Origin of the sequence: Pseudonocardia nigra (assembly GCF_019396355.1) — a bacterium.
GTDB classification, from domain to species: domain Bacteria; phylum Actinomycetota; class Actinomycetes; order Mycobacteriales; family Pseudonocardiaceae; genus Pseudonocardia; species Pseudonocardia nigra.
The window spans coordinates 15,884-38,989 of sequence record NZ_JAHKRK010000051.1; the positions used below are offsets into that span (position 1 = coordinate 15,884).

General features: G+C 72.9%; 26 protein-coding genes and 1 pseudogene. 12 read left to right on the top strand and 15 right to left on the bottom strand.

Annotated features, from left to right (window positions below):
• Positions 1 to 65: 65 nt before the first annotated feature.
• The 3 genes from KME75_RS15420 (at position 66) to KME75_RS15430 (ending at position 4,370) form a co-directional block, all read left to right on the top strand.
• Entirely contained in the window at positions 66 to 2,141 is a 2,076-nt protein-coding gene (locus tag KME75_RS15420; protein ID WP_219415485.1) for a PhoX family protein, read from the top strand.
• A gap of 1,339 nt (positions 2,142 to 3,480) precedes the next feature.
• Positions 3,481 to 3,666: a hypothetical protein gene (locus tag KME75_RS15425; protein ID WP_219415487.1), complete on the top strand. Its 186-nt coding sequence runs from the start codon at positions 3,481 to 3,483 to the stop codon at positions 3,664 to 3,666.
• Positions 3,663 to 4,370: a hypothetical protein gene (locus tag KME75_RS15430; protein WP_219415489.1), complete on the top strand. Its 708-nt coding sequence runs from the start codon at positions 3,663 to 3,665 to the stop codon at positions 4,368 to 4,370. The genes KME75_RS15425 and KME75_RS15430 overlap by 4 nt, the downstream gene beginning before the upstream one ends.
• 664 nt (positions 4,371 to 5,034) lie before the next feature.
• Here the strand turns inward: KME75_RS15430 and uppS are convergent.
• Positions 5,035 to 5,844 carry a polyprenyl diphosphate synthase gene (uppS, locus tag KME75_RS15435; protein WP_308282800.1) on the bottom strand — a complete coding sequence of 270 codons (810 nt, stop codon included), beginning with the start codon at positions 5,842 to 5,844 and terminating at the stop codon, positions 5,035 to 5,037.
• A gap of 580 nt (positions 5,845 to 6,424) precedes the next feature.
• Between uppS and KME75_RS15440 the strand changes: the two genes are divergently transcribed.
• On the top strand, positions 6,425 to 6,775 hold the full coding sequence (locus KME75_RS15440) for a GAF and ANTAR domain-containing protein (RefSeq protein ID WP_219415491.1): 351 nt from the start codon (positions 6,425 to 6,427) through the stop codon (positions 6,773 to 6,775).
• Between the two features lie 28 nt (positions 6,776 to 6,803).
• Here KME75_RS15440 and KME75_RS15445 read toward each other — a convergent pair whose 3' ends face one another.
• Positions 6,804 to 7,148, bottom strand: a complete 345-nt coding sequence (locus tag KME75_RS15445) for a DoxX family protein (RefSeq protein ID WP_219415495.1) — start codon at positions 7,146 to 7,148, stop codon at positions 6,804 to 6,806.
• A 194-nt stretch (positions 7,149 to 7,342) separates the two neighbouring features.
• Here KME75_RS15445 and KME75_RS15450 point away from each other — a divergent pair, with 194 nt between their 5' ends.
• On the top strand, positions 7,343 to 8,191 hold the full coding sequence (locus tag KME75_RS15450; protein ID WP_308282801.1) for a class I SAM-dependent methyltransferase: 849 nt from the start codon (positions 7,343 to 7,345) through the stop codon (positions 8,189 to 8,191).
• A 101-nt stretch (positions 8,192 to 8,292) separates the two neighbouring features.
• Here KME75_RS15450 and KME75_RS15455 read toward each other — a convergent pair whose 3' ends face one another.
• Genes KME75_RS15455 through KME75_RS15470 form a run of 4 tightly spaced genes read right to left on the bottom strand, consistent with a single transcriptional unit; the run spans position 8,293 to position 10,415 of the window.
• Positions 8,293 to 8,601, bottom strand: coding sequence for a dihydrofolate reductase family protein (locus KME75_RS15455; protein WP_219415497.1), 309 nt, complete (start codon positions 8,599 to 8,601; stop codon positions 8,293 to 8,295).
• A complete protein-coding gene (locus KME75_RS15460; RefSeq protein ID WP_219415499.1) occupies positions 8,589 to 8,807 on the bottom strand; it encodes a dihydrofolate reductase family protein in 219 nt (72 codons plus the stop codon). Before KME75_RS15460 ends, KME75_RS15455 begins: the two co-directional genes overlap by 13 nt.
• Before the next feature lie 50 nt (positions 8,808 to 8,857).
• Positions 8,858 to 9,520 carry a class I SAM-dependent DNA methyltransferase gene (locus tag KME75_RS15465; RefSeq protein ID WP_308282802.1) on the bottom strand — a complete coding sequence of 221 codons (663 nt, stop codon included), beginning with the start codon at positions 9,518 to 9,520 and terminating at the stop codon, positions 8,858 to 8,860.
• Between the two features lie 10 nt (positions 9,521 to 9,530).
• On the bottom strand, positions 9,531 to 10,415 hold the full coding sequence (locus KME75_RS15470) for a LysR family transcriptional regulator (protein WP_219415506.1): 885 nt from the start codon (positions 10,413 to 10,415) through the stop codon (positions 9,531 to 9,533).
• A gap of 69 nt (positions 10,416 to 10,484) precedes the next feature.
• Here KME75_RS15470 and KME75_RS44945 point away from each other — a divergent pair, with 69 nt between their 5' ends.
• Entirely contained in the window at positions 10,485 to 11,375 is an 891-nt protein-coding gene (locus KME75_RS44945) for an EamA family transporter (protein ID WP_219415508.1), read from the top strand.
• Between the two features lie 10 nt (positions 11,376 to 11,385).
• Here KME75_RS44945 and KME75_RS15480 read toward each other — a convergent pair whose 3' ends face one another.
• Genes KME75_RS15480 through KME75_RS15500 form a run of 5 tightly spaced genes read right to left on the bottom strand, consistent with a single transcriptional unit; the run spans position 11,386 to position 14,994 of the window.
• Positions 11,386 to 11,568 carry a hypothetical protein gene (locus KME75_RS15480; protein ID WP_219415509.1) on the bottom strand — a complete coding sequence of 61 codons (183 nt, stop codon included), beginning with the start codon at positions 11,566 to 11,568 and terminating at the stop codon, positions 11,386 to 11,388.
• The gene (locus tag KME75_RS15485; RefSeq protein ID WP_219415513.1) at positions 11,556 to 12,443 is read right to left on the bottom strand and encodes an alpha/beta fold hydrolase; all 888 of its coding nucleotides are present in this window, start codon (positions 12,441 to 12,443) and stop codon (positions 11,556 to 11,558) included. Before KME75_RS15485 ends, KME75_RS15480 begins: the two co-directional genes overlap by 13 nt.
• 40 nt (positions 12,444 to 12,483) lie before the next feature.
• Positions 12,484 to 13,254: an SDR family NAD(P)-dependent oxidoreductase gene (locus tag KME75_RS15490; protein ID WP_219415516.1), complete on the bottom strand. Its 771-nt coding sequence runs from the start codon at positions 13,252 to 13,254 to the stop codon at positions 12,484 to 12,486.
• A complete protein-coding gene (locus tag KME75_RS15495) occupies positions 13,251 to 14,357 on the bottom strand; it encodes a zinc-binding dehydrogenase (protein WP_219415517.1) in 1,107 nt (368 codons plus the stop codon). The genes KME75_RS15490 and KME75_RS15495 overlap by 4 nt, the downstream gene beginning before the upstream one ends.
• A 46-nt stretch (positions 14,358 to 14,403) precedes the next feature.
• Positions 14,404 to 14,994 carry a TetR/AcrR family transcriptional regulator gene (locus KME75_RS15500; protein WP_219415519.1) on the bottom strand — a complete coding sequence of 197 codons (591 nt, stop codon included), beginning with the start codon at positions 14,992 to 14,994 and terminating at the stop codon, positions 14,404 to 14,406.
• Positions 14,995 to 15,041: 47 nt separating this feature from the next.
• On the opposite strand from KME75_RS15500, the gene KME75_RS15505 reads away from it, so the two are divergent.
• Together KME75_RS15505 and KME75_RS15510 are read left to right on the top strand one after the other, a co-directional pair.
• A complete protein-coding gene (locus KME75_RS15505) occupies positions 15,042 to 16,583 on the top strand; it encodes an AMP-binding protein (RefSeq protein ID WP_219415521.1) in 1,542 nt (513 codons plus the stop codon).
• A 13-nt stretch (positions 16,584 to 16,596) separates the two neighbouring features.
• Positions 16,597 to 17,382: a crotonase/enoyl-CoA hydratase family protein gene (locus KME75_RS15510; protein ID WP_219415522.1), complete on the top strand. Its 786-nt coding sequence runs from the start codon at positions 16,597 to 16,599 to the stop codon at positions 17,380 to 17,382.
• Here KME75_RS15510 and KME75_RS15515 read toward each other — a convergent pair.
• Positions 17,357 to 17,845, bottom strand: a complete 489-nt coding sequence (locus KME75_RS15515; RefSeq protein WP_219415523.1) for a class I SAM-dependent methyltransferase — start codon at positions 17,843 to 17,845, stop codon at positions 17,357 to 17,359. The two genes, KME75_RS15510 and KME75_RS15515, sit on opposite strands and share 26 nt — an antisense overlap.
• A gap of 49 nt (positions 17,846 to 17,894) precedes the next feature.
• On the opposite strand from KME75_RS15515, the gene ldt-CoaP reads away from it, so the two are divergent.
• Together ldt-CoaP and KME75_RS15525 are read left to right on the top strand one after the other, a co-directional pair.
• Positions 17,895 to 18,749: a L,D-transpeptidase gene (gene ldt-CoaP, locus KME75_RS15520; protein ID WP_219415524.1), complete on the top strand. Its 855-nt coding sequence runs from the start codon at positions 17,895 to 17,897 to the stop codon at positions 18,747 to 18,749.
• A 14-nt stretch (positions 18,750 to 18,763) separates the two neighbouring features.
• Positions 18,764 to 19,651, top strand: coding sequence for a choice-of-anchor P family protein (locus KME75_RS15525; RefSeq protein ID WP_219415525.1), 888 nt, complete (start codon positions 18,764 to 18,766; stop codon positions 19,649 to 19,651).
• A gap of 69 nt (positions 19,652 to 19,720) precedes the next feature.
• Here the strand turns inward: KME75_RS15525 and KME75_RS15530 are convergent, their stop codons facing one another.
• A complete protein-coding gene (locus KME75_RS15530) occupies positions 19,721 to 20,155 on the bottom strand; it encodes an ATP-binding protein (protein WP_219415526.1) in 435 nt (144 codons plus the stop codon).
• Positions 20,156 to 20,333: 178 nt separating this feature from the next.
• Between KME75_RS15530 and KME75_RS15535 the strand changes: the two genes are divergently transcribed.
• A complete protein-coding gene (locus KME75_RS15535; RefSeq protein ID WP_219415527.1) occupies positions 20,334 to 20,675 on the top strand; it encodes an STAS domain-containing protein in 342 nt (113 codons plus the stop codon).
• Positions 20,676 to 20,744: 69 nt separating this feature from the next.
• Here the strand turns inward: KME75_RS15535 and KME75_RS46770 are convergent.
• A pseudogene (locus tag KME75_RS46770) lies at positions 20,745 to 21,095 on the bottom strand (ANTAR domain-containing protein); the annotation flags it as partial.
• Between the two features lie 593 nt (positions 21,096 to 21,688).
• Here KME75_RS46770 and KME75_RS15545 point away from each other — a divergent pair.
• Entirely contained in the window at positions 21,689 to 22,606 is a 918-nt protein-coding gene (locus KME75_RS15545) for a DMT family transporter (RefSeq protein WP_308282803.1), read from the top strand.
• Between the two features lie 7 nt (positions 22,607 to 22,613).
• On the opposite strand, the gene KME75_RS15550 is transcribed toward KME75_RS15545, so the two are convergent.
• Positions 22,614 to 22,979: an RNA-binding S4 domain-containing protein gene (locus tag KME75_RS15550; protein ID WP_219415528.1), complete on the bottom strand. Its 366-nt coding sequence runs from the start codon at positions 22,977 to 22,979 to the stop codon at positions 22,614 to 22,616.
• Positions 22,980 to 23,106: the final 127 nt, after the last annotated feature.

A 23,106-nucleotide genomic window follows, 5' to 3' on the forward strand; every position in this document is an offset into this window, starting at 1 on the left:
TGCCGGACCCGGTTCAGCCGATTCAGCGATTGACTGCCGCCTCGACCCCCCACCACGGAGCCGTAATGCCCTCGTGTGACCAGCCGCAGCACCAGCCTCCGGCGCTGCTCCCCCTCACGCTCGCTCACCCAGGCGGGCGTTCGGCATTGACCTGCCGCTACCGCTGCGGCAGCGCCTGCGCCCACCCGGCACCCAACCCCACATCCAACCCGTACTTCGGCGACCTCGTCACGGAGGCCCTGTCGCGCCGCTCGCTGCTGCGCGCAGCAGCGGTGATCGGGCTGGCCGGTGCCGCGGGAGGCGCCCTTGCAGGAACGGCAGCTGCGGCGCCCGCCGGACGCACCAGCCCCGTCGGGGCGGGTGCCGCACGCGGCCTCGACTTCACCCCGGTCGCGCCCAACACCGCCGATGCCGTGACCGTCGCTGACGGTTACACGCAGCAGATCGTCGTGCGCTGGGGCGAGCCCATCGTCGCCGGCGCGCCCGCGTTCGAGCCCAATGGCCAGACGGCCGAAGCGCAGGCCGGGCAGTTCGGATACAACTGCGACTACCTCGCCGTTATGACCGGGCACAAGCACCAGCTCGTCATGGTGGCCAACCACGAGTACACCGACGAGCCTCTCATGTTCGCCGGGTACGACGAGGAGAACCCGACGCGGGAACAGTTCGAGATCGCCCTCGCCGCGCACGGTATGTCCGTCGTGGTCCTCGACGAGGACCCGAAGGGCCCCGGGCTGCGGGTCGCGGCCGGCCACGAGCTGAACCGGCGCATCACCGGAAGCACGCCACTGCAGCTCACGGGCCCGGCGGCCGGATCCGAATTCCTGCGTACCTCCGCCGATCCCGAGGGCACGACGGTCCTCGGCACGCTGAACAACTGTGGTGGCGGCACCACCCCGTGGGGCACCGTCCTGTCGGGCGAGGAGAACTTCAACCAGTACTTCGGCAACGGCGAGGCCGTCACCGACCCGGCAGCGGCCGAGCGTCTCAAGCGATACGGCCTCGCCAACGGCGCCACCGACCGCAAGTGGGAGCGGTTCGACAGCCGGTTCGACGTGTCGAGCGAGCCGAACGAGGTCAACCGGCACGGATACATCGTCGAGATCGACCCGTTCGACCCGGAGTTCGTCCCGCGCAAGCGCACCGCCCTGGGCCGGTTCAAGCACGAGGCCGCCGAACCGCGCCTCACCGGGGACGGGCGCGCCGTGCTGTATATGGGCGACGACGAGCGCTTCGACTACCTCTACAAGTACGTCTCCCGCGACAAGATGAAGAAGGGCAACAGCCGCCGCGCCCGCGAGCACAACCTCACGCTCCTGGACAACGGCACCCTCTACGTCGCGAAGTTCGCCGGCAACAGCCCGGCCGCGGAGATCGACGGCACGGGCACCCTGCCGTCCGACGGCGCCTTCGACGGAAGCGGCGAATGGCTCCCGCTCGCGAGCGACGACGAGTCCTTCGTGCCGGGGATGACCGCCGCCGAGGTGTACGTCTTCACCCGGCTCGCCGCTGACAAGGTGGGCGCCACGAAGATGGACCGCCCCGAGGACGTCGAGCCGAACCCCGGCACCGGCGTGGTCTACGTCGCGCTGACCAACAACACCGACCGTGGAGCCGACGGCAAGGCCGGTGTCGACGAGGCCAACCCGCGCGTGGGTAACAAGCACGGGCAGGTCATGGAACTCACCGAGGCGAAGAACGACCCTGCCGCGACCACCTTCGGCTGGAACCTCTTCCTCGTCTGCGGCGATCCGGACGACCCGAGCACCTACTTCGCGGGCTTCCCGAAGGACCAGGTGAGCCCGATCTCCTGCCCGGACAACGTCGCCTTCGACGAGCACGGCAACCTGTGGATCTCCACAGATGGCAATGCCCTCGAGTCCAACGACGGGCTCTTCGGCCTCGCCGTCACGGGGAAGCAGCGCGGGCAGGTCAAGCAGTTCCTGACCGTGCCGATCGGCGCCGAGACCTGCGGCCCGATCATTCAGCGCGAGCGGGTCTTCGTCGCCGTCCAACACCCGGGCGAGGTCGACGGCGCAACGGTCGAGACCCCGGTCTCGACGTGGCCTGACGGGCCGGGCAACCTCGCCCGCCCCTCGGTGGTCATCGTGCATCGGCAGGGCCGCCCGATCGGTTCCTGATCGTTTCACTCTCGAAGAGCCCGGCCGCGATCGCGGCCGGGCTCTTCGGCGTCTTCGCCCGTCGGTGTGGCGCCGAGCGCACAGTCAGCTTGCGGCGCCGCTCGCAGCCGTCTCGATTTCGGCGCAACCTCTACCGCCAATGCGCCTGCCAGCGAGTGGCGCGGGCAGGCCGATGAGTGTGTGGCCGAGTGGTTCGACCTAATGGGGGGTCTTGCATCGGCCGGAGATGCGCTCAGGGCCGCGCGGGCCGAGGAACTACCCCGATGGACCGCCTGCGGCGGGGGCCTGTCGGCCCTTGGCTTAGCACGGCCGACCTCCCGGTCAAGGGCGCTGCGCTGCGCTCCGCGTCGCTGCGCGACGGCCCTGCGGGCCGCCCGTGACCGCGAGCCTCCACGGCCGTGCTGGGACGCCTTGCGGCGGCGGGGGAACAGCGCCCCGCCACCCCAAGGGGACAGGCCGACAGGCCCAGGGCGTCGGGAGGCCAGCATGACTAGCAGCAACGAGCAGAGCCCCCGAATCCGAAGGATCGCCTACGAACCGAGCGCGGCACTGATCCAGCCGCGCGTGATGGAGTGCCCGTACTGCGTTGCGTCGGTGCAGACCGCACCCGCCGATGTGGCGCCCGCGCCGGCGGTGCCGGTGCAGGCGGGAGTGGACCACGGTCTGCCGGACACCGAGCCCGTACGTGGCGAGGTGACACGGGTGCTGAGGCTGGTTCTCGAGGTGATCGACACTCGCCGACCTGCCCCCCAGTTGGCCGAGGTAGCGGTGCCGACGACTGCTGCGGCCTCCACGGCGTCTTCGGCCGGACGGCACATCCGGACCGACAGCAGTCGCGAAGCGCGCGCAGGCTGCTGGCCCAGGCGGGCGGCGCCGGCGTAGCGCAGTACTGCGCTGGTGGCGCCGGCGGACAGCGCGGCGAGCAGCTGTCCGACGCCGAGTGCGCGCAGCAAGCGGTCGCTGGCGAGTAGGCGGGCACCGGGGGCGGCGTCGGTGAAGAACCCGGGCCTTCGGGTCGACGTCGATGCGCTCGGAAGCCGCAGCCCGGCGAGCGCGCTCGCGCTGATCAGCGGTGACTCCCCGAGGTGGCGCGGCAGTGGTCAGGGGCCGGTGATGCCCAGCCGACGGGGGAGTGGGGGCGAGGGTGAGCCGGCTGGTCGGCAGCTCAGGGGTTGCGCCAAGCACCGCTACCCGAGACCTCTCCGAAGCCTCCGCCGTAACAGCAGGTGATCCGCCACCGACATACGAGTGACGAAGCTTCCAGTGGTCAGGCCGATGTCCGAGACTGTCGGTGGTTGTTGCTCTAGTTGAGTGCATGGGTTGCTGTGGGGAGGCGAACATGACAGCTGAAGTGGTCACCATGAGCCGGGAGGACCTGCAGCAGCGGCGACGGGAGCTCCTCGCCAGGATCCCCGACGAGCGAGTGCTGCGGCAGCGCGCTCGTGAGCACGCCATCACCCCTGACGAGCGGGATGTCCTGATTGAGCTGGAGGAGGTCGACTTCCTCCTAGGGGATGATGGGTGACGATCGACGTTCACCAAGCCGCACGTGAGTTCGGTCAGGAGTTGCAGGATCTCCTCGACGCGGTCCTGCCGAAGCGATGGAGTGTCGATCAGGCAGACCGGCAGATTGTAGTCCTGGCAGGTAGCAACAGCCGGTACGTTGTGCGTGTCGCGCAGCGGCACGGGCTGATCGAGTTGCTACGCAACGGCCATCATGTTGCGTACCTGCGTGTCGAGTATCACTGCACGGCCGACACGGCCCAGAACTACCTCGCCGTGCAGAAGTCGGACTTCGAACTCAGGAGCGCTGCGGACCGCGTGCCATTAGCGCGCCTCGACTACGTGTGGAACGCACACACGGTCCCCGCAGCGCACTGGAACGTGCACGCCGAGCGCGGGGCTGTGTCCCACCTGCTCGGACGTACAAACCCTGATCACCCTGGCCTCGTCTCGAAGCTCCACTTCACAGTCGGCGGTAGCCGGATGCGGCCGTGCCTTGAGGACTTCATCGCGCTGTTTGTCTACGAGTTCAAGTTCGATCTCAGACCGGGTGCGCAGGCCATCCTCGAGGAAGGCCGCGAGCGCTGGAGGCGGAGACAGATCGGCGCTCTGGTCCGAGACGCACCTGATGAGGCAGTCCGGGTGCTGGGCGAGTTGGGCTACACGATCTTGCCACCAGCCTCTGGTCACGCACCCGCGAATACGGCTTCGCTGCGGCGCGCTTGAGATGACGAGTGCCTGGCTGTCGCCATCAGCGTTTCCGCCTCGGCGCTCGCCGTGGTTCGGCCGCACGACCATCCAATGTGGACGTAGTGGCAATCACGATGACGGCGAAGCTCCGTCGTTCGCTGCCACGGAGGGCAATCCGTACAAGGGCGATGCTGCTGTGACCAGCGGCATGCACGTGATCCGGGAGCGGGCTCCGATCTTTTAATCCGCGGGTTGTGGGTTCGATCCCCACGGGGCCCACCGGTTCGGCATGTCAGGGCGATGCGCCCCTTCCTCGGCCAAGATCGAAGCAAGCCTCGGGCGCATGATGCGACGTCCGGGGCCGACAGCCCTTCGAGGACATCGCCCGTCTGCCGGTCGGTGGGTCGGCGGCCGAGGTAGCGGTCCTGGGTCATGCTCACCGTCGAGTGGCCGAGCTGATCGGCAGTCTTCCTCGTCGTCGCCTCGGCGTCGTAGAGGAAGATCGCGACGGCTCTTCGCAGGTGGTGGGTGACCAGCCCGTCCAGGTCGAGCCCGGACCGGACCTCCCTCCACACGCGGCGGACGTTCGAGGGGTCGCGCCGACCGCGCCGACTCGCTCCCTCTACCTCCGGCCCGGTCGCGGCCGGCTGCCGGCCCGCGCTCACCCCGAAACGGCAGCCCGTCCGCGACGGATGAGTAGCTACCTTCCGAAACGACGCTGGCGGCGGGTGAAGTCGCGGAGGGCTCGCAGGAAGTCGACCCGGCGGAAGCCGGGCCAGTAGGCGTCGCAGAAGTACAGCTCCGAGTGCGCGGACTGCCACAGGAGGAAACCGGACAGCCGCTGCTCGCCGCTGGTCCGAATGATCAGGTCTGGGTCGGGCCTGCCAGCGGTGTACAGACGGGCGGCGATGGCCTCATCCGTGACTCGCGCGGCCACCTCTCGCAACGTGGAACCCGAGCGGGCCTCGTCGTCGAGGAGTGGCCGCAACGCGTCGACGATCTCCATCCGCCCGTCGTAGCCAACGGCCATCGTGATGTGCGCGCCGGTCGTGCAGTCGCGGGTCACCTCCTCGGCGAGCTTCAGGGCGTGGGCTGTCGAATCGGGCAGGACATCGATTCGACCGGCAGGGTGTACCTGCCACGAGGAGTCGGGCCGGGCCAGGCGCTCGATCACGAGACTCTCGATGACGTCGAGCAAGTACTCGACCTCGGTGGCGTCGCGCTTGCGGAGGTTGTCGACGGAGGCGATGTAGACCGTGACGTTGGCGATGCCCAGCTCCCGGCACCAGCCCAGCACCTCATCGACATGCTCTGCGCCGTAGCGGTGTCCGAGGCTGGGGTTGTGCATGCCCATCTGGCGCGCCCAACGGCGGTTGCCGTCCATGACGAGACCGACGTGCCGGGGAAGTGCTCCCGCGGTCAATTGCGCGCGAAGCCACCGCTCGTACAGGCGATAGAGCGGGAGCATGAGCCCGTCATGCCTCATGCGGCAACGATAGCCCTGGCCCACAGCTTGAGATCAACTGCTGCGGGCTCCGCCCGCACCCGGCACCGTTGGTCGGTTAGGTTGCGACGAACGCGCCGTTCGTCGGGATCCATCGGCGGTGGCGGCGGGGGCAGGCGTCACGCGGCCCCCGAGGTCGCACGACGGAGGGACGGGCATGGCGGAGGACAGCCACCGGGAGAACGGCACGGAGTACGGCGGCCGCGGTGAGCCGTCCGAGCGCAACTCCGGCCGTTACGCCGGGCGGGAGGACCTGGGGGGTCCAGCTCAGCGAGCTGGCGCGCGACCTGCAGTCGGAGCGCTCGGTGCAGGACGTCCTCGACGAGATCGTCGCCGCGGCGGTGGGCAGCGTTCCGGGGGCGGAGCGGGCGGGCATCAGCCAGGTGCAGGGCCGCCGTCGCGTCGACACCACCGCGGCCACGGCCGAGGTGGTCCGCCGCGTAGACCAGGCGCAGTACGACACCGGTGAGGGTCCGTGCCTGAGCACCGTCTACGAGCAGCGCACCGTGCGGGTACCGGACCTGCGCTCCGAGCAGCGGTGGCCCCGGTTCGCCGCGCGTGCGGTGGAGCTGGGGGGGTCGGGTCGATGCTGTCGTTCCAGCTGTACGTGCGCGAGGAGGACCTGGGGGCGCTCAACCTGTACAACGCGCGGGCCGGCGGCTTCGACGACGAGTCCGAGCACGTCGGGCTCCTGCTCGCGGCCCACGCCGGGGTGGCGCTGGCCGGGGCGCAGCGCGAGCAGCGCCTGCGCACGGTCGTCGACACCCGCGACCTCATCGGGCAGGCCAAGGGCATCCTCATGGAGCGCCACAAGGTCGACGCCGATCAGGCGTTCGCGATGCTGGTGCGGGCGAGCCAGAACGCCAACCGCAAGCTGCGCGACGTGGCCGAGCACCTCACCGCCAGCGGAGAGCTCGCCGTCGGGCCGCGGGGCTGAACGCCCGTTCCCGTCGTGCCGCCGCCGCTCACGCGGCGAACAGCGCCAGCGAGCCGACCACCGGCGCCATGTTGACCAGCGGGAACGGAATGTGGGAGTACCAGCGTGCCCGCACCACGGTGATCACCGCCCCGGCGAAGTACAGCACCAGGCCGATCCCGGCCAGCACCCCGACGACCGGCACGACCAGGCCGACGAGCAGGCCTGCCGCCCCGGCGGCCTTGGCTACCCCGAGCCACGGCCACCACGAGCGGGGGACGCCGTACTCGGCCAGGGGCTGCACGACCCACGCGGCGCGGAAGAACACGGAGCCGGCCGAGAAGCCCGCCATGGCGGCGGCCAGCAGGGTGACGACGATGTAGGCGGTGGACATCGGTGCTCCTCATCAGGTTGCGGACCCCGGGCTGCTCCGGCCCGGGCGTCTCGGGTTCGTCACCTCCTTGACCCGGCGCCTCGCCCGAATGTGACAGGGCGGCTCATCGGATGGCGGGGATGGCCGACGATCCCACTTGACGGGTGCCGGAAGGTGGACCCGATGCCTCGGAACCGCCGACAGAAGGGCCGCACGTGAGGACGTACGTCCACCCGTCCAACGCCGAGACCGCCGGGAACTGGGACGGACCGGGTGGCGACTTCTGGTCCGACAACGCCGACATGTTCGACGCGGGTGTGGCCCGCTACTTGCAGCCGTTCCTCGACGCGGCCGCGATCGGCCCGGACTTGCAGGTGCTCGACGTCGGCTGCGGCGCCGGCCAGACCACCCGCGAGGCCGCCCGGCTGGCCGCGGCGGGCAGCGCCGTCGGGGTGGACCTGTCCACGCGGCTGCTCGACCTGGCCCGGCGGCGGGCCGAGCAGGAGGGCCTGACCAACGTCCGGTTCGAGCAGGCCGACGCGCAGGTCGCCGACCTCGGCGCGGACCGCTACGACCGGGTGATCAGCCGCACCGGCGTCATGTTCTTCGGCGACCCCGTCGCCGCGTTCACCAACCTCGCCGGCGCGCTGAAGCCCGACGGCCGGCTCGTGCTGCTGGTCTGGCAGTCCCTCGCGGAGCAGGAGTGGTTCCCCGCGTTCATGGGCGCGGTCGCCGCCGGCCGCGACATCCCACCCCCGCCCGCGGACCGACCGGGCCCGTTCTCGCTGGGCGATCCCGAGCGGGTGCATGCCGTGCTGACCGCGGCCGGCTTCACCGAGCCGACGCTCGTCGGCCTGCGCGAACCCATGTTCTACGGGCCGGACGTCGCGACGGCCGAGACGTTCGTGCTCGGACTCGTCGGTGGTGCGCTCGCCGACCTCGACGACGCGGCCCGCGCCGAGGCGATGGCCGCGCTGCGCGCCACGCTCGAGGCCCACCTCGGGCCCGAGGGGGTCACGTACCGCTCGGCGATGTGGATCGTCACGGCCGAGCGGGCAGGCTAGGACGTCCCGGAACTCGCCCGGCGCCGCGCTGTGCAGCGGCGTTCGAGGTCGCGGCGGGGCCGGCCGTGCGGACGGGACGGGCGGACGGTGATCGCCACGGTTCAGCGCACGACGCGGAACCGCAGGTCCGTCAGCTGACCAGAGGAGGACTGTTCGACGCGCTCGAGGGCCACCCGGCGGCCGGCGTGGAGCGGCACGCCGTCGCCGAGGAGCACGGGCGCGATGTGCACGACCACCTCGTCGAGCAGGCCGGCGGCGAGGCACTGGGCCGCGAGGTTCGCGCCGAAGATCCCGACGTCGCGGCCGTCTGCGGCCGCCCGGGTGGTGGCGACCGCGTCCTCGACGCTCCCGGACAGGAACGTGATGCCCTCACCGGGCTGCTCCTGCGGGCGATGGGTCAGGACGAACACGGTCCGCTCCAGGCGCCCCCGTAGATGCCGGCGACCCCGTCGTACCGCGGCACCGCGGCGTCGTGCCACCGGCGCCCGGCGAGGATCGTGCCCGTGCCGGTGCGCACGGCGTCGGCGATCGGGTTCGGCTCGCCCCCGCCGTGGCCGGCGGCCCAGTCCATGCTGTCGCCGGGGCCGGCGATGAACCCGTCGAGGGACTGCGTCACGTGCCAAGTCACTTTGCTCATGCGTTTCCGACCCGTGGCGCGCCCGGAACTCATCGAGGAGCGGGCTCCGCGGGCTTGCGGGCCAGCAGGTAGCCCTGCTGCGTCTTCTCCTCGCGCTGCGGCTCGCGCAGGATCCGGGCGTGCACGCCGAGCCCGGCCTGGTCCAGCAGCTCGGCGACCGCGTCGGGCCGGCGCCGGTGGAACAGCAGCGAGATCTCCTTGCCGAACCCCTCGGTCCGGTGCAACGGCTCGTCACCGACCTGGAACGCGAGCAGCACGTGCCCGCCGGGGGCCAGCACCCGGTTGAACTCGGCGAAGACCTCCGGCAGCCGTTCGTCCGGGACGTGGATGATCGAGTAGTTGGCCAGGATGCCGGCGAGGGCCCCGTCCGGCAGGTCCAGGGCGAGCATCGAGCCCTCCTCGAACCGCAGGTGCGGGTGTTCCAGCCGGGCGAACGCGACCATCTGTGGCGACAGGTCGATCCCGAACACCTCCAGCCCGAGGGAGTGCAGGTGGGCAGCGGAGCGCCCGGGACCGGAGCCAATGTCGGCCACCGGGCCGCCCCCGGCCGTCTGCACGAGCTCCGCGAACCAGGCGAGGAGCGCGCGGTCCAGCGGCTTGGCGGCCAGCTCCTCGCGGAAGAGCTCGGCGTACTCGGTGGCGATGGCGTCGTAGGAGGCCCGGGTGGTGTGCAGGAAGTCGGACTCGATCACGAACGGGACGCTAGCCCCCGGCACCGACGATTCCGGGCCCCTCCGCCGGGACCACCGCATGGACCAGGTCGAGGAGGGCTCCGACGGCCGGGTGGCTCGGCGGCTCCCGCCAGGCCAGGTGCACGTCCACGGCCGGGGCGTCGGCCAGCGGCCGGTAGGCGACCGCGGGATGGGGGTGGATCTCGGTGGTCGCGCTCGTCGTGACGCCGACCGCCCGGCCCGCGGCGATCGCGGCGAGCCAGTCGTCGGTGTTGGCGACCGCGACGGTGGCCCGCGGCCGGGCGCCGGACGGCCACAGATCGAGCGTGGTCGTGCCGGACACCGTGTTGAGTGCCACCGGGTGCTCGGCGAGGTCGGCCAGGGTGAGGGTGGCGCGCTCGGCGAGCGGGCCGTCGGCCGGCACGGCGGCCACGCGCGGCTCGGCGAGGAGCCGTTCGGTGTGGACGCCGCGGATCGCGAGCCGTTCCCGGACCACCGCGACGTCCACGCTGCCCTGGCCGAGGCCCGCGGAGCGGTCGTCGATCCGCAGCAGCTCGAGCGGGACGTCCGGGTGGTCCTGGCGCCACCGACGCAGCAGCGTGGTGGTGTGCGGGCCGAGCGCGGACCACGAGTGCCCCAGGCGCAGCGGCCAGGTGGCGGCCTGGTCCGGGTCGAGCGCGGCGTCGACGGCGGTGAGGGCGGCGCGGGCCCGGTCGCGGAACACCAGCCCGGCGGGCGTGAGCTCCAGGTGGTGGGTGGAGCGGTCGACCAGGCGGATGCGCAGGTGCGCCTCGAGCTGTTGCAGGGTGCGTGACAGCGCGGGCTGGGTGAGGTGCAGCCGGGCCGCGGCGCGGGTGAGGTTGCCCTCCTCGGCGATCGCGACCAACGCGCGGAGGTGGCGCAGCTCGACCGTCATGCCTGAGCAGCATAACCGCGGCTCAAGCGGCATTTCCGCTCGTGGTGTGCCCCTCGTAGCGTCGGTCGTGTGATCGAGCCGCAGACCGCCGCGCCGCCCGCGGCTCCCGCACCGAGCCGGCGCCGGGCGGGAGCCGTCGCGCTCGTGCTCGGCGGCGCGCTGTCGGTGCAGTTCGGCGCGGCGGTCGCGGCGTCGCTGTTCCCCCGGGCCGGGGTGGCCGGGGTCGTCACGCTGCGGCTGGTGATCGCGGCGGTCGTGCTCCTTGCGGTCTGCCGGCCCCGGCTGCGCGGGTACGACCGGCGGGACTGGCTGGTCGTCGCTGCGTTCGGCGTGGCGCTCGCCGGCATGAACGGCTTGATCTACGCGGCGATCGAGCGGATTCCGCTGGGCGTGGCCGTCACCGTGGAGGTCCTCGGGCCGCTCGTGCTGTCGGTGGTCGCCGGGCGGCGACCGCTGAGCTGGTTGTGGGCGGTGCTCGCGCTGGGCGGCGTGGTCCTCCTCGGCCGCGGAAGCGTCGACGGGCTGGACCCGGTCGGGGTCGGCTTCGCGCTCGGGGCCGCGGCGATGTGGGCCGCCTACATCGTGCTCAGCGCGCGCACCGGGACACGCTTCCCGCGGGCGGACGGCCTCGCGCTCGCCATGACCGTCGCCGCCGTCCTGTCCCTGCCGTTGGGCGTGGCGGCGTCCGGGACAGCGCTGCTCGACCCCGGCATCCTCGGGCTCGGTGCCGCCGTCGCCGTCCTGTCATCGGTGCTGCCGTACTCGCTGGAGATGCTCGCCCTGCGGCGGATGCCCACGTCCACGTTCGCCGTGCTGATGAGCCTCGGGCCCGCGATCGCCACGGTGGCGGGCTACCTCGTCCTCGGTCAGGCGCTCGGCCTCGTGCAGGTCCTCGCCATCGTCCTCGTGGTCGCCGCGAGCGCGGGAGCGGTGCGCACCGGCCCCGCCGCACCTGGGTGAGGGGGGAGGCCTACCGCCGGCCGAACTCCGCGTTCAGGTCGGCCTTCCACACCTGGTACTCGTCGGGGTGCCGCAGGCCCATGTCGGCGATGCACGTCGCGCAGCGCCCCACGACGCTCAGCAGCGACTCCTGTGCACAGCGGGTGCAGGTGTGGGTTTGCGCGATCGCGTCCTCGGTCATCACGTCGGCCACGCCGGCAGTGTCGCAAACCTCAGGCGGGGACGGGGACCGACCTGACGGGTCCCGTGCGAACCGCCAGGGCGGTGATCGCCGCGAAAGCGCGTTCGTCGTCGTGCAGGGTGCGGAAAGCGAGCGCTCGCGGCGATCATGACGGTGGTGATAGGCCGGAAGGCGCCCTCGCCCAGGCCCGTCCGCTCACCCACCAGGGTCGTCACGGGGACGTCGGGGAGCCCGGTTGCCTCCCACTGCTTCTGCACCGCGAGGATCCGTCCGAACCACCGGCCCTCCCGCTCGCCCGCGCGCCAGTTGCGCCCGGCGTAGACGGTGCGCTCGAGGTGCGCGCGGTCCTCGGGCGGGAGTGCGTCCATCGCGTCCTGCAGGAGCGCCCGCGCCACCGGCCGGTGCAGGCCCACTCGCGAGAGCAGCGCGATCGCGGCGTAGCTCACCCCCAGCAGCGGGACCAGCTTGCGGGGCATCACCGTGGCGGCGGTGCTGTCCACGACGACGAGTCCGGCGAGCCGCTGCAGGTGCGCGTCGGCGATGGCCCGCTGGACGACCCCGCCGAAGCTCGCGCCGACCAGGACGACGGGGGCGCGCTCACCGGTCGCGTCCAGCAGCGCGACCAGGTCGGCGACGATCCGCACGAGCGATCGGCCCCGCGGGTCGTCGTCGCTGCCGCCGTAGCCGGCCCGGTCGTAGGCGAGGGTGCGGGTCTGCTCGGCGACCCGCCGCTGCACGGGCACCCACATCGATGCCCCCACGCCGGCGCCGGACTCGAAGACGACGAGCGGATCGCCGATCCCCGCCGCCACCGTTCGGAGGCGGCGACCGTCCGGGAGCCGGACGTCCTGCTCCCGCGGCCCCCGGCCGGGTTCCGCCCCCTGCATCCGAGCCCCTCGCATCGGCACCGCCCGGCACACGGTCCCGCTACATCCAGCCGCCGTCCACGATCCACATCTGCCCGGTGCACGAGCGGCTGTCCTCCGCCGCCAGCCACAGCACCATCCGGGCGACGTCGTCCGGGTGGAGCTTGTGCGGCAGCGCCTGGACCCGGGCGCGGTGGGCATCCGCCTCGGGCGTCATCCACTTCTCGACCTGGCGCCTGGTCATGATCCAGCCGGGAAGCACGCAGTTGACGCGCACGCCGTCCCGCCCGAACTCCCGCGCCAGCGACCGCGTGAGGCCCTCGACCGCCGCCTTGGCGGTCATGTAGACGGGCAGGTCCAGCAGGTCGAGGTGCGCGCTGATCGACCCGAGGTTGACGATCGAGCCGCGCCCCGCCGCCCGCATGGCCGGGGCGACGGCCTGGGCGGCGAAGAACTGGTGGTCCAGGTTCACCCGCATCCGGTCGTCCCAGTACGCGGGGTCCACGTCGGTCACTGCGTGCCGGGCGTCGTTGCCGGCGTTGTTCACCAGCACCTGGACGTCGCCGAGCTCTGCGCTGATCTCGGCGATCGTCCGGCGGTAGGCGTCGAGGTCGCGGAGATCGCACTCCCGGAACAGCGGGCGCGGGTGACCGCGTTCCGCCACGGCCTCGACCAGCGCCTCCGCGTCGGCCACCGCGACGTCGACGAACGCGACCCGCGCGCCCTGGGCGGCGAACTGCGCGACGAACTCCGCACCCAACCCGCTCGCCCCGCCGCTGATGAGCACGACGGCGTCCCGCAGGCTGGGGTAGGTGGCGTACCGGCCCGTCATGGCGCGGGCACCACGATCGCGCGGCCGGGCACTCCCTCGCGCATCCCCTGGTAGGCCTCCTCGACGTCGTCGAGGGAGTGCCGCTCGCCCAGTAGCGCGTCCAGCGGCAGCTTCCCCGAGCGGTAGAGCGCGAAGATCCGTGGGAGATCCACCTGCGGGTTCGCTGACCCGTACAGGCTTCCGACGAGGCGCTTCTGCTGCTGGACGAGCTCGTTGATCGGGATCGGGACCGTGGCGTCCACCGCGGTCAGGCCGACGCCGATCGCGGTGCCGCCCGGCTTCAGTGCCGAGAACGCCTGCCGCAGCGTCTCCGGGCGCCCCACGGCCTCGACGGCCACGTCGGCCCCACCACCGGTGATCTTGCGGACGGCCTTGACGACGTCGTCGCCGAGCTCGGCCGCGTTCACCGTGTGCGTGGCACCGAGCCGCTGGGCGAGGTCGAGCTTCGCGGCGTCGACGTCGACCACGACGATCGGCGACGCGCCGACGAGAGCGGCGCCCATCACCGCCGAGAGCCCGACCCCGCCCGCTCCGACGACGAGCAGCGGCCTGCCCGCCACCTGGCCCGCGACGTTGACCACGGCGCCGACACCCGTGATCACCGCGCAGCCGGTGACCGCTGCGATCTCCGGCGGCACCCCGTCCGGGACCCGTACGACAGAGCGCTGCGACACGACGGCGCGCTCGGCGAAGCAGGAGACCCCGAGGAAGTGGTGCACCTGCTCGTCGCCCCGGTGCAGCCGGGACGTCCCGTCCATCAGCCCGCCGCTGGTGACCTGCACCTTCCCGTAGACGCACATGACGGGGCGGCCGGTCATGCAGTACTCGCAATGGCCGCAGCGCGGGCGCCAGGCGAACGACACCCGGTCGCCCACGGCGACGGCGTCGACGTCCGGGCCGACCTCCTCGACGACGCCACTGCCCTCGTGGCCGAGGACGATCGGCAGGGGGCACGGGATGTCCCCGGTCATGTAGTGCAGGTCACTGTGGCAGATGCCCGCCGCCTCGACCCGGACGAGCACCTCCCCGGCGTGCGGGGCGTCCAGTTCCACGTCCTCCACCTGCAGCGGCGTGCCGGGCTTCCGCAAGATCGCAGCCTTCATGCCGCCATCCTCGCTGCCGGGGTCGGGCGAGTGCCAGAGCGTCGGTTCAGGACGGGCGCTCGGCCCACCGCAGCAGGATCTCGCGTTCGAGGGCGGGATCCGTGCGCAGGACGCTGGTCATGGCGAGCCCGCGGAACAGCGCGAGCAGGCCCTCGTGCGAGACGCGGTCGCCGGCGGAGCCGAGCACGGCGGGGGCCAGCTCACGCAGCGCCCGCCCGACGCGGCGTTCGGCCGGGAGCAGCGCCGCCCGCAGCGCGGGGTCGGTCCGGGCGGCGAGCCAGAGCTCGAGTCCGGCGAGGAACAGCGGCCCGCACATCACCTCGCGCAGCACGTCCAGCCCGTCCGACGCAGCGCCGCCGGGCCGTGCCGTCAGCTCGGCCGCGCGGGCGCGGACGTGCGCGGCCTGCGCCTCCGCCACGTGCCCGATCGCGGCGACGAACAGGTCGGCCTTGCTCGCGAAGTGGTGCAGCAACGCACCCCGCGAGACGCCGGCCCGGTCCTGGACGCGCTGGGTGGTGGTGCCGGCGTAGCCGTGCTCGACGAGGCAGGCCACGGTGGCCTCGATCAGCGCCGCGCGCGTGTGGTCGCGGCGCTGCTGCTGTGTGCGCCGGGGCGCCCGGCCCTTGACCACGTCCATCTCGACCGGCAGTCTACCGAGCGACAAACCGTCCGAACGGACTGTTGGTGGGGGTGCCAGTGCTGGCGGTCGAGATGGTGCGGCGGGGCGCCGCGCGGCACGGGTCCCGTACGGCGGTCGTGTCGGGGAACCGGTCCCTGACGCATGCGGAGGTCGACGAGGCGGCGAACCGCCTGGCGCACGTGCTGGCCGGGCTCGGGGTCACGCGGGGCACCCGCGTCGGTCTCCTGCTGGACAACGGCCTGTGGTCGGTACCGGTGGACTTCGCCTGCCTGAAGGCCGGCGCCGCGCGCGTTCCGCTGAACGCCCGGCTCGCAGTCGACGAGCAGGCCAGGATGCTGAGTGCCACCGGGGTGCGACTGCTCGTCGCGAGCGCGGACCTCGCCGGGCGCGCAGCCGAGCTCGCCGAGCACGTCGACGGGCTGCGCGTCGCCACCCTCGGGGCCACGGACGTGCTCGACGCCCCGGACGTGCTCGTGGAGATGACGCAGGCGAGCGCCGCCGACCCGCGGCTGCCGGCCGACCCGGACGATCCGGTGCTCGTCCTCTACACCTCGGGCACCACCGGCTCCCTCAAGGCCGTGGTGCACACCCAGCGCAGCTACCCCGTGATCGTGGCCAACATCCTCGCCAACCTGGTGAGCCCCGGCCGCGACTCGGTGATGCTGCATGCGGCGTCGCTCATCCACGCCAGCGGCACGTTCGTGCTTCCGTTCTGGCTGCGCGGCGGCACGTCGGTCGTGCTGCCCGGTTTCGACCCCGGCTCCTACCTCGACGCGGTCGCGCGGCACCGCGCGACGGAGATCAACCTCGTTCCGACGATGCTCGGGATGCTGGTGGCCTCCGGTGCCGCGGAGCGGGCGGACGTGTCCAGCCTGCGCACGGCGGTCTACGGGGCGAGCCCGATGCCGCGGCCGCTGCTCGAGCAGGCGCTGGGCCTGTGGGGGCCGCGCTTCGTGCAGTACTACGGGCAAACCGAGGCGCCGCTGGCGATCACCGTGCTGGACCGGCACGACCACGGCGACCCGGCGCTGCTCGGCTCCTGCGGGCATCCGGCGGTGGACGCCGAGGTCGCGGTCACCGGCGACGACGGCGCACCGGTGGGCGTGGGCGAGGTCGGGGAGCTGCGGGTGCGCGCACCCTTCGCGATGGCGGGCTATCACGAGGCGCCCGACCTGACCGCCGAGACGGTCGCCGCGGACGGCTGGGTGCGCACGCGCGATCTGGCCCGCGTCGACGACCGCGGCTACCTCACGCTCGTCGACCGCAGCAGCGACATGATCATCACCGGCGGGTACAACGTCTATCCGCGCGAGGTCGAGGAGGCGCTGCTGACGCACCCGGCGGTGGCGCAGGCCGCGGTCGTCGGGGCCCCCGACCCGACCTGGGTGGAGGCGGTGACGGCGTTCGTCACCCTGCGCCCCGGTGCCGTCGCCACCGAGGATGAGCTCCGGGCCGCCGTGCGGCGCAGGCCGGCGGGCTACAAGGTGCCCAAGGCCGTGCACCGGGTCGAGGCGATCCCGACGTCGCCGGTCGGCAAGGTGCTGCGCCGCGCCCTGCGCGAGCACCTGTGGGCGGACCCGAGCTGACCGGAGGGATGCCATGCCCGAGACCGCTGTCCGCGTCGAGCGCGCGGGTCCGGTGACCACCGTGCTGCTGTCGCGCCCGGAGCGGCGCAACGCGGTGGACGGGGCGACCGCCGCCGCGCTGGCGGAGGCTTTCCGCGCCTTCGACGCCGACGACGGCGCCGCGGTCGCCGTGCTGCACGGGGAGCACGGCGTGTTCTGCGCCGGAGCGGACCTCACCGCCGTCGGCACCGAACGCGGCAACCGCGCGGCCCCGGACGGCGACGGACCGATGGGGCCGACGCGCATGCGGCTGTCCAAGCCGGTGATCGCCGCCGTCGAGGGGCACGCCGTGGCGGGTGGGCTGGAGCTGGCGCTCTGGTGCGACCTGCGGGTGGCCGCCGAGACGGCGGTGTTCGGGGTGTTCTGCCGGCGCTGGGGCGTGCCGCTCGTCGACGGGGGCACGGTGCGGCTGCCGCGGCTGATCGGCACGAGCCGGGCGATGGACATAATCCTGACCGGTCGCCCCGTCGACGCCGACGAGGCGCTGCGGATCGGGCTCGCCAACCGCGTGGTCCCGGCGGGCGGTGCCCGCGCCGCCGCGGAGGAGCTCGCCGCGCAGCTCGCCGCCTTCCCCCAGACGTGCATGCGGCGGGACCGCCGGTCGGTGCTCGACCAGGAGGGGCTCGAGGAGGCCGACGCGCTGCGCGTCGAGTACGCCCACGGCGAGCACTCCCTGCGTGAGGCGGTCTCGGGTGCCGCACGCTTCGTCGCGGGGGAGGGCAGGCACGGCTCGCTCACAGGCGTACCCGAGCGGGGGTAGCCGTCGACGGGGCGCCACGGGGCGGCGACCGGGATGGCAGCAAAGCCACTTTCACGCAGCGACGTTGCATGAAAGTGGCTTTGCTGCAACGGGCACGGGACACGTCCAGCCCGACGGCGCGGTCCGCGACCCGGCGCAGGGCGCGTGTGGACATCCCGGTGCCGCATCCGACGTCCACGGCGAGAGGCACCGGCGTGGCGATGTCCAGCGCCCGGACCGCCGCCGCGAGTGCCGCCGCGTGGTAGTCCGGCCGGGCCCGGGCGTAGGCCGGGGCGGTCTCCTCGGCGAGGAACGGGTTCTCGACCGACACGGCGTCATCCTGCTCCGATCGGGCCAGGACCGACACGTGATCGACACGTTCCGTGTTGCCCAGGTCACGTTTCGAGCCGAGAAAAAGACTGCGTAACCCGAACGGGACCTGCGTCGTTTGATCTTTGCGCGGAGTGTGATCGTTTGGCCTCACCGCCACTCGGTCGCGCGCATTCCTGTCCGATCTGCACTGTTTGGGTGTTATGCCACAGCACACCGCTCCGTCACAGCAGGCGTCGCCCGAGCGACCGTCCCGCCGTCCACTCCTGATCTGGTCCATCGTCGGCGTCGTCGCGGTGGTGGCCGTCGTCGTCGGCCTGACCACGTTCCTGGGATCCGGTTCGGACACCCCCGCCGGGGGCAGCTCGAACGCCGTGGCGGACGGCGCCACCGATAGCGCCGGCGAGGTCCTGCTCGCCAGCACGACCCACACGACGATCGACGCCGCACCAGCGGACCAGCAGGCCGACGAGGGCACCGACGGCCTGGTGGTCCACCCCATCCGGGAGACCCCGGTACACGAATCGCCCGGCGGCAGGGCGATCGCCCGGATGGAGACGACCCAGCTCGGGGACACGTGGCTTCCCGTGATCGCCGAGCAGCCGGGCTGGGTGCAGGTACTCCTGCCCTCGAAGCCCAACGGCTCGACGGGCTGGCTCCGCGCCGACGACCTCGAGCGCGCACGCACGCCGTACGTCATCGAGGTCCACCTGGGCTCGATGACGCTGGAGCTGATCCGCGACGGCGACGTCGTGGAGGAGTGGACGGTCGGGATCGGCAAGGAGTCCGCTCCCACGCCGACCGGACGCACGTTCCTGCTGGGCGCCTTCACTGACGAGAACCAGGACTACTCGCCGGTGATCCTGCCGCTCGGCGCGCACAGCCCGACGCACGACACCTTCGGCGGCGGGCCCGGGACCGTCGCCATTCACACCTGGCCCACCGACGACGTCTACGGCACCGCCAGCAGCGATGGCTGCATCCGGGTGCCCCAGGACGCGCTCGACCAACTGTCCGAGGTGCCCCTGGGCACGCTCGTGATGATCGACGAAGAATGAGGGGTTTGCACCACGTGAACACCAAGAAGCTCGCCGGGGCGGCGTTCGTCGCCGCCACCGCGGCCACCGCCCTCCTCCTGGGCTCGACCGCTGCCGTCGCCCAGGAGCCCGGCCCCGAGAACTGGGCGTTCGGGATCGCGGCCGCCGGCGCGCTGACCATCGACCCCCTGCCCTGGGTGAAGGCGCCGGCCGGCGAGCAGGCGCAGGACCAGCTCCTCGGGATCGGGGACGTGCTGGGCCGCCACGAGGACGACCTCGCCCTGGGTGTGCTGACCGCCGAGGTCCGCGACAACCTGTCCGAGACCTCGGTGACCGAGCTGAACCTGCTCGAGCTCCTGCGCGCCGACGTCGTACGCACCTACTGCGAGGACGGCGAGGGCGGCCTGCAGATCATCCGCGGCAGCATCCTGGGCCAGCAGCTGCCGGAGGACCCGGTGCCCGGCCAGGTCCTCGACCTGTCGCCGCTGCTGCGGCTCACGCTGAACGACCAGACCCGTCACGAGGACGGCTCGCTGACGGTCACCGGCATCGAGCTGTCGGTGCTCCCGGCCGCCGAGCAGAACATGGACGAGACGGTGAGCACCGAGGAGCGCCAGCTGCTCGGGAACCTGCTCAACGTCGACCTGCTCGACGGCGGCGCCGACACCGTCCGCGAGGTCGTGGACGAGGTCACCGGTGCGCTCGGCGCCGACCTGAACCTGTCGAAGTCGCTGCAGACCGTCACGATCGGCGCCGCGACCTGCCAGGCCGGTGGCGACGGTGACGACAACGACAACGGCAACGGCGACGACAACGCCGACGACGCCGGTGACGACAACGGCTCCGAGGACGTCGCGGCCGGCGCGGTGCCGGCGGCGCCGCGGCCGCAGGTCGTCGAGGCCGTGCTCGCGGTGACGGGCTGATCCCGAGCACGACCACCATCCGACGGGCGGGGACCACAGCGGTCCCCGCCCGTCGGCGTGTCCGGGGGCCTACCGGGCCGGCCGGTACCCGTTCCGGGCCCACGGAAGGGGCCAGTGCATCTCCACGGTCGTGCCCGCTGCGCCGTGGTGGACCTCGACGCGCTCCGCGAGCCCCTGGATGATCAGCAGACCCCGGCCACGCCATCCCGGGTCGGGAAGCGGCGGTCGCCACCGGCCGCGGTCGCGCACCGCGACGACCACCTCCTCGCCCCGGCACTCCGCGTCCAGGAGGGCCTCGCCGTCCCCGTCCGCATAGGCGTGGTCGGCGACGTTCGCCAGCGCCTCGTGGGTGGCCAGGACGAGATCGTCGACGGCATCGCCGGTGAGCCCGATCGCCCCGGCCCACGCCGCCATCCGGCTGCGCACCTCGGGCAGCTGCGCGGGCAGCGACGGCCCCGTGAGGCGGAGCCGTAACGGGTGCGGTCCGCTGGCGGGCGCAGACATCATCACTCCCGGCGCGGTGGGACTCTCGGCTGGTCGACAGATGGCGGGGGCGTACCCGGTGGCGGCCCGGCCCAACCGGGCGCCGTGCCCGCGGCAGTTGATGTACGGTGCGGACGGTTGGACCCTTCAGCCGCTGCCGAATCATGCCGTGATCGGCCGGCGCCGGGGAGGGTCGTCCATGCAGGAAGCGCCGCGGGATGCCGCGGGCGTGTTCCCGCTCGTGATCGATGTGGTCGCGGAGCCGCCGCGCGCCACCGTCCGGGTCTCCGGTGAGCTGGACCTGTTCACCGCGCCCGCGCTGGAGCGGCGGCTCGACGCGCTGCGCGGCGCGGGCTGCCGGCACGTCGACCTCGACATGGCGGGGGTGACGTTCCTGGCCGCCGCAGGGCTGACGGTGCTGGCCCGCGCGGACCGCGACTACCGGGCGGTGCCGGGGCGGGTGCTGCTCGCCGGCACGACCCGCGCCTGCCGGCGGCTGCTCGCCCTCAGCGGCCTCGCGGGGATGCTCCGGACCCGCTGACCCGCTGACCCGCTGCCCGGGCTGGTCGCTCCGCGACTCCTCGCCGCTGACATCGGAGATCAGCGCAGCCGCGATGTCGCGCAGCTTCACGTTGGCCCGCTGGGACAGCCTGCGGAGGACGTCGAACGCCTCCGCCGCCGTGATCCTGCGCTGTCCCATCAGGATGCCCAGCGCCTGGTCGATCGTGCTGCGCGAGGTGAGGGCGGCCTCCAGGTGGCGGCTGCGCTCCTCGCGGTCCGCCAGCCAGAGCGCGAGTGCCACGGCGCCCGCGGCCTGGTCCGCGAAACGCACTGCTCTGGCGCGGTCGGCGTCGCTCAGGGCGTGCGGCTCGCGGGCGTAGAGGTTGAGCACCCCGATCGCACGCCCGTGCAGCCGCAGCGGCACCGCGAGCGCCGAGCCCGCGCCCTCGGCCCCGGCCGCGTTCGCTGAACGCGGGCCAACGCCCGTCGCGTGCGATGTCGGCGACGAGCACCGTCTCGTCGTCGCGGAGGGCGGTGAGGCACGGCCCGTCGTCCACGGCGTACTGGATCTCGTCCATCCGGCGGGCGAACTCGTTGCTGGAAGCGCCGAGCGTGGGGGACCGGGGCGTGGACTGCACGGTCACCCCGCACGCCAGCACACCCGTGACGGTGCGCGCGGCGCGCTGGGCCACCTCGCCGAGGAACTCCTCCACCCCGGAGGCTCCCAACAGGATCTGCTGCAGATCACGGGCGACCTCGGAGACCTGGCCCGGTCCGCTCGGATCCCGATCGACCGACTCGGCCCGGGGTGGATCGGGCGCGACGAAATCGGGCAACGCGGCGTCCTCCATGTCAACGGGCCGGGTCGCAGGGAACTCTGCGACCGGCGCCGCGCTGTTGGACGCCATCACCGGGACCGCTGGCGTACGACGGCGGCTCCGGTGGTGATCCGACTCTAGCTGTCGCGTGCTCGACGGGCCCACCCGGATGGGTCCGCGACGCGGCGGCGCACGGCGCGGGTATGGATCAGGAGCCGGACGCGTTGGGTCCGACGTGGACCGACCTGGAAACGCGCCGGACCGGACGTGGCTGATCGCTGTCGCCGCCGCCATGTGGGGCACCGACGGCCTGCTCCGGCAACCCCTCGCCGGGCAGCTCCCGGCCGCAACCGTGGTGTTCTGGGAGCACCTGCTGATCGTCGCCGTGCTCCTGCCGTTCCTGCCGTCGGCGGTGCGGGCGTTCGCCGCCGCGAACGCGAGGGAGCGCATCGCGCTCGTCGTCATCGGGGCCGGGGCGTCGGCCGTGGCGACGGCGCTGTTCACGCAGGCGTTCCGGATGGGCGACCCGGTCACCCCGCTCGTCCTGCAGAAGCTCCAGCCGGTGATCGCCGTCGTCGCTGCCGCCCTGCTGCTCGGGGAGCGCCTCCGGCGCGGCTACTGGTTCTTCGCCGTCCCTGCGCTCGCGGGGGCGTGGCTGATGGCGTTCGCCGACCCGCTCGCGGTGGCGCCGCAGGCGGCGACGGCGGCCCTGCTCGCGGTCGGCGCGGCCACGCTGTGGGGCATCGGCACGGTGCTCGGCCGCATGGTGAGCACCCGGATCGCGAGCCGGGACGTCACGGTGCTCCGGTTCGCCATCGGGCTGCCGGCGAGCGCGCTCGTGCTCGCGGTGCAGGGCGCCCCGGTGGCCGTCACCCCGGCCCAGCTCGGTCCGCTCGCGCTGCTCGCCCTCATCCCCGGCCTGCTGGGGCTCGCGCTCTACTACGTCGGAATGCGGTCCACCGCGGCGTCCCGGGCGACGCTCGCCGAGCTCGCCTTCCCGGTGACGGCCGCGCTGATCGGCGTCGGGGTGCTCGGCACCGACCTGACCGCCACCCAGTGGCTCGGACTGGCCGTGGTGGTGGCGTCGGTGACGGCGCTCGGGCTGCGGGAGCGGTCCCCGCGGCCGGTGGTGCAGGCCGAGCCGGCCCGCTGACGGGGCCTCAGAGCCGTCCCGTCCGGAAGGCGTCGAGCACCCGCCGCTCGCGCTTGGTGGGGCGGCCGGCCCCGCGCTCGCGGCGCGCCACCGGAACGAGTGCCTCCGGCGGTGGGGCCGGGGTGCGGTCGATGTAGCAGGTGGCGGCGTCCGCGGCGCCCACCCGCTTCTGGATCACCCGCACCACCTCGACGACCCGGGTGCGGTCGTGCACCCTGGCCCGCACCTCGTCGCCGGGCTGTACGGGGGTGGCCGGCTTGGCGGGCCGGTCGTTCACCTTGACGTGCCCGCCCCGGCACGCGGCGGCGGCGTCGGGCCGGGTCTTGGTGAGGCGAACGGCCCACAGCCAGCGGTCCAGTCGGGTCGACTCCACGCCCCGATGATGCCGCGCGGAACGTCCGGTGGCCCAGCCGGAAACGTCAGGAAAGCCACGTTCCTGACGTTCAACGACAGGAACGTGGCTTTCCTGCCACTTCTCGGGGCCTCCTGGCGGCGCGCCC

Bases quoted from the DNA above. Each gene is read 5' to 3' on its own strand.
- KME75_RS15470 (WP_219415506.1), bottom strand. From the start codon at position 10,415: ATGACGGTCGAGCTGCGCCACCTCCGCGCGTTGGTCGCGATCGCCGAG.
- KME75_RS15535 (WP_219415527.1), top strand. From the start codon at position 20,334: ATGCAGGAAGCGCCGCGGGATGCCGCGGGCGTGTTCCCGCTCGTGATC.
- KME75_RS15425 (WP_219415487.1), top strand. From the start codon at position 3,481: ATGACAGCTGAAGTGGTCACCATGAGCCGGGAGGACCTGCAGCAGCGG.
- KME75_RS15495 (WP_219415517.1), bottom strand. From the start codon at position 14,357: ATGAAGGCTGCGATCTTGCGGAAGCCCGGCACGCCGCTGCAGGTGGAG.
- KME75_RS15500 (WP_219415519.1), bottom strand. From the start codon at position 14,994: ATGGACGTGGTCAAGGGCCGGGCGCCCCGGCGCACACAGCAGCAGCGC.
- KME75_RS15530 (WP_219415526.1), bottom strand. From the start codon at position 20,155: ATGTCTGCGCCCGCCAGCGGACCGCACCCGTTACGGCTCCGCCTCACG.
- ldt-CoaP (WP_219415524.1), top strand. From the start codon at position 17,895: ATGCCACAGCACACCGCTCCGTCACAGCAGGCGTCGCCCGAGCGACCG.
- KME75_RS15510 (WP_219415522.1), top strand. From the start codon at position 16,597: ATGCCCGAGACCGCTGTCCGCGTCGAGCGCGCGGGTCCGGTGACCACC.
- KME75_RS15440 (WP_219415491.1), top strand. From the start codon at position 6,425: ATGCTGTCGTTCCAGCTGTACGTGCGCGAGGAGGACCTGGGGGCGCTC.
- KME75_RS15445 (WP_219415495.1), bottom strand. From the start codon at position 7,148: ATGTCCACCGCCTACATCGTCGTCACCCTGCTGGCCGCCGCCATGGCG.
- KME75_RS15485 (WP_219415513.1), bottom strand. From the start codon at position 12,443: ATGCAGGGGGCGGAACCCGGCCGGGGGCCGCGGGAGCAGGACGTCCGG.
- KME75_RS15420 (WP_219415485.1), top strand. From the start codon at position 66: ATGCCCTCGTGTGACCAGCCGCAGCACCAGCCTCCGGCGCTGCTCCCC.
- KME75_RS15490 (WP_219415516.1), bottom strand. From the start codon at position 13,254: ATGACGGGCCGGTACGCCACCTACCCCAGCCTGCGGGACGCCGTCGTG.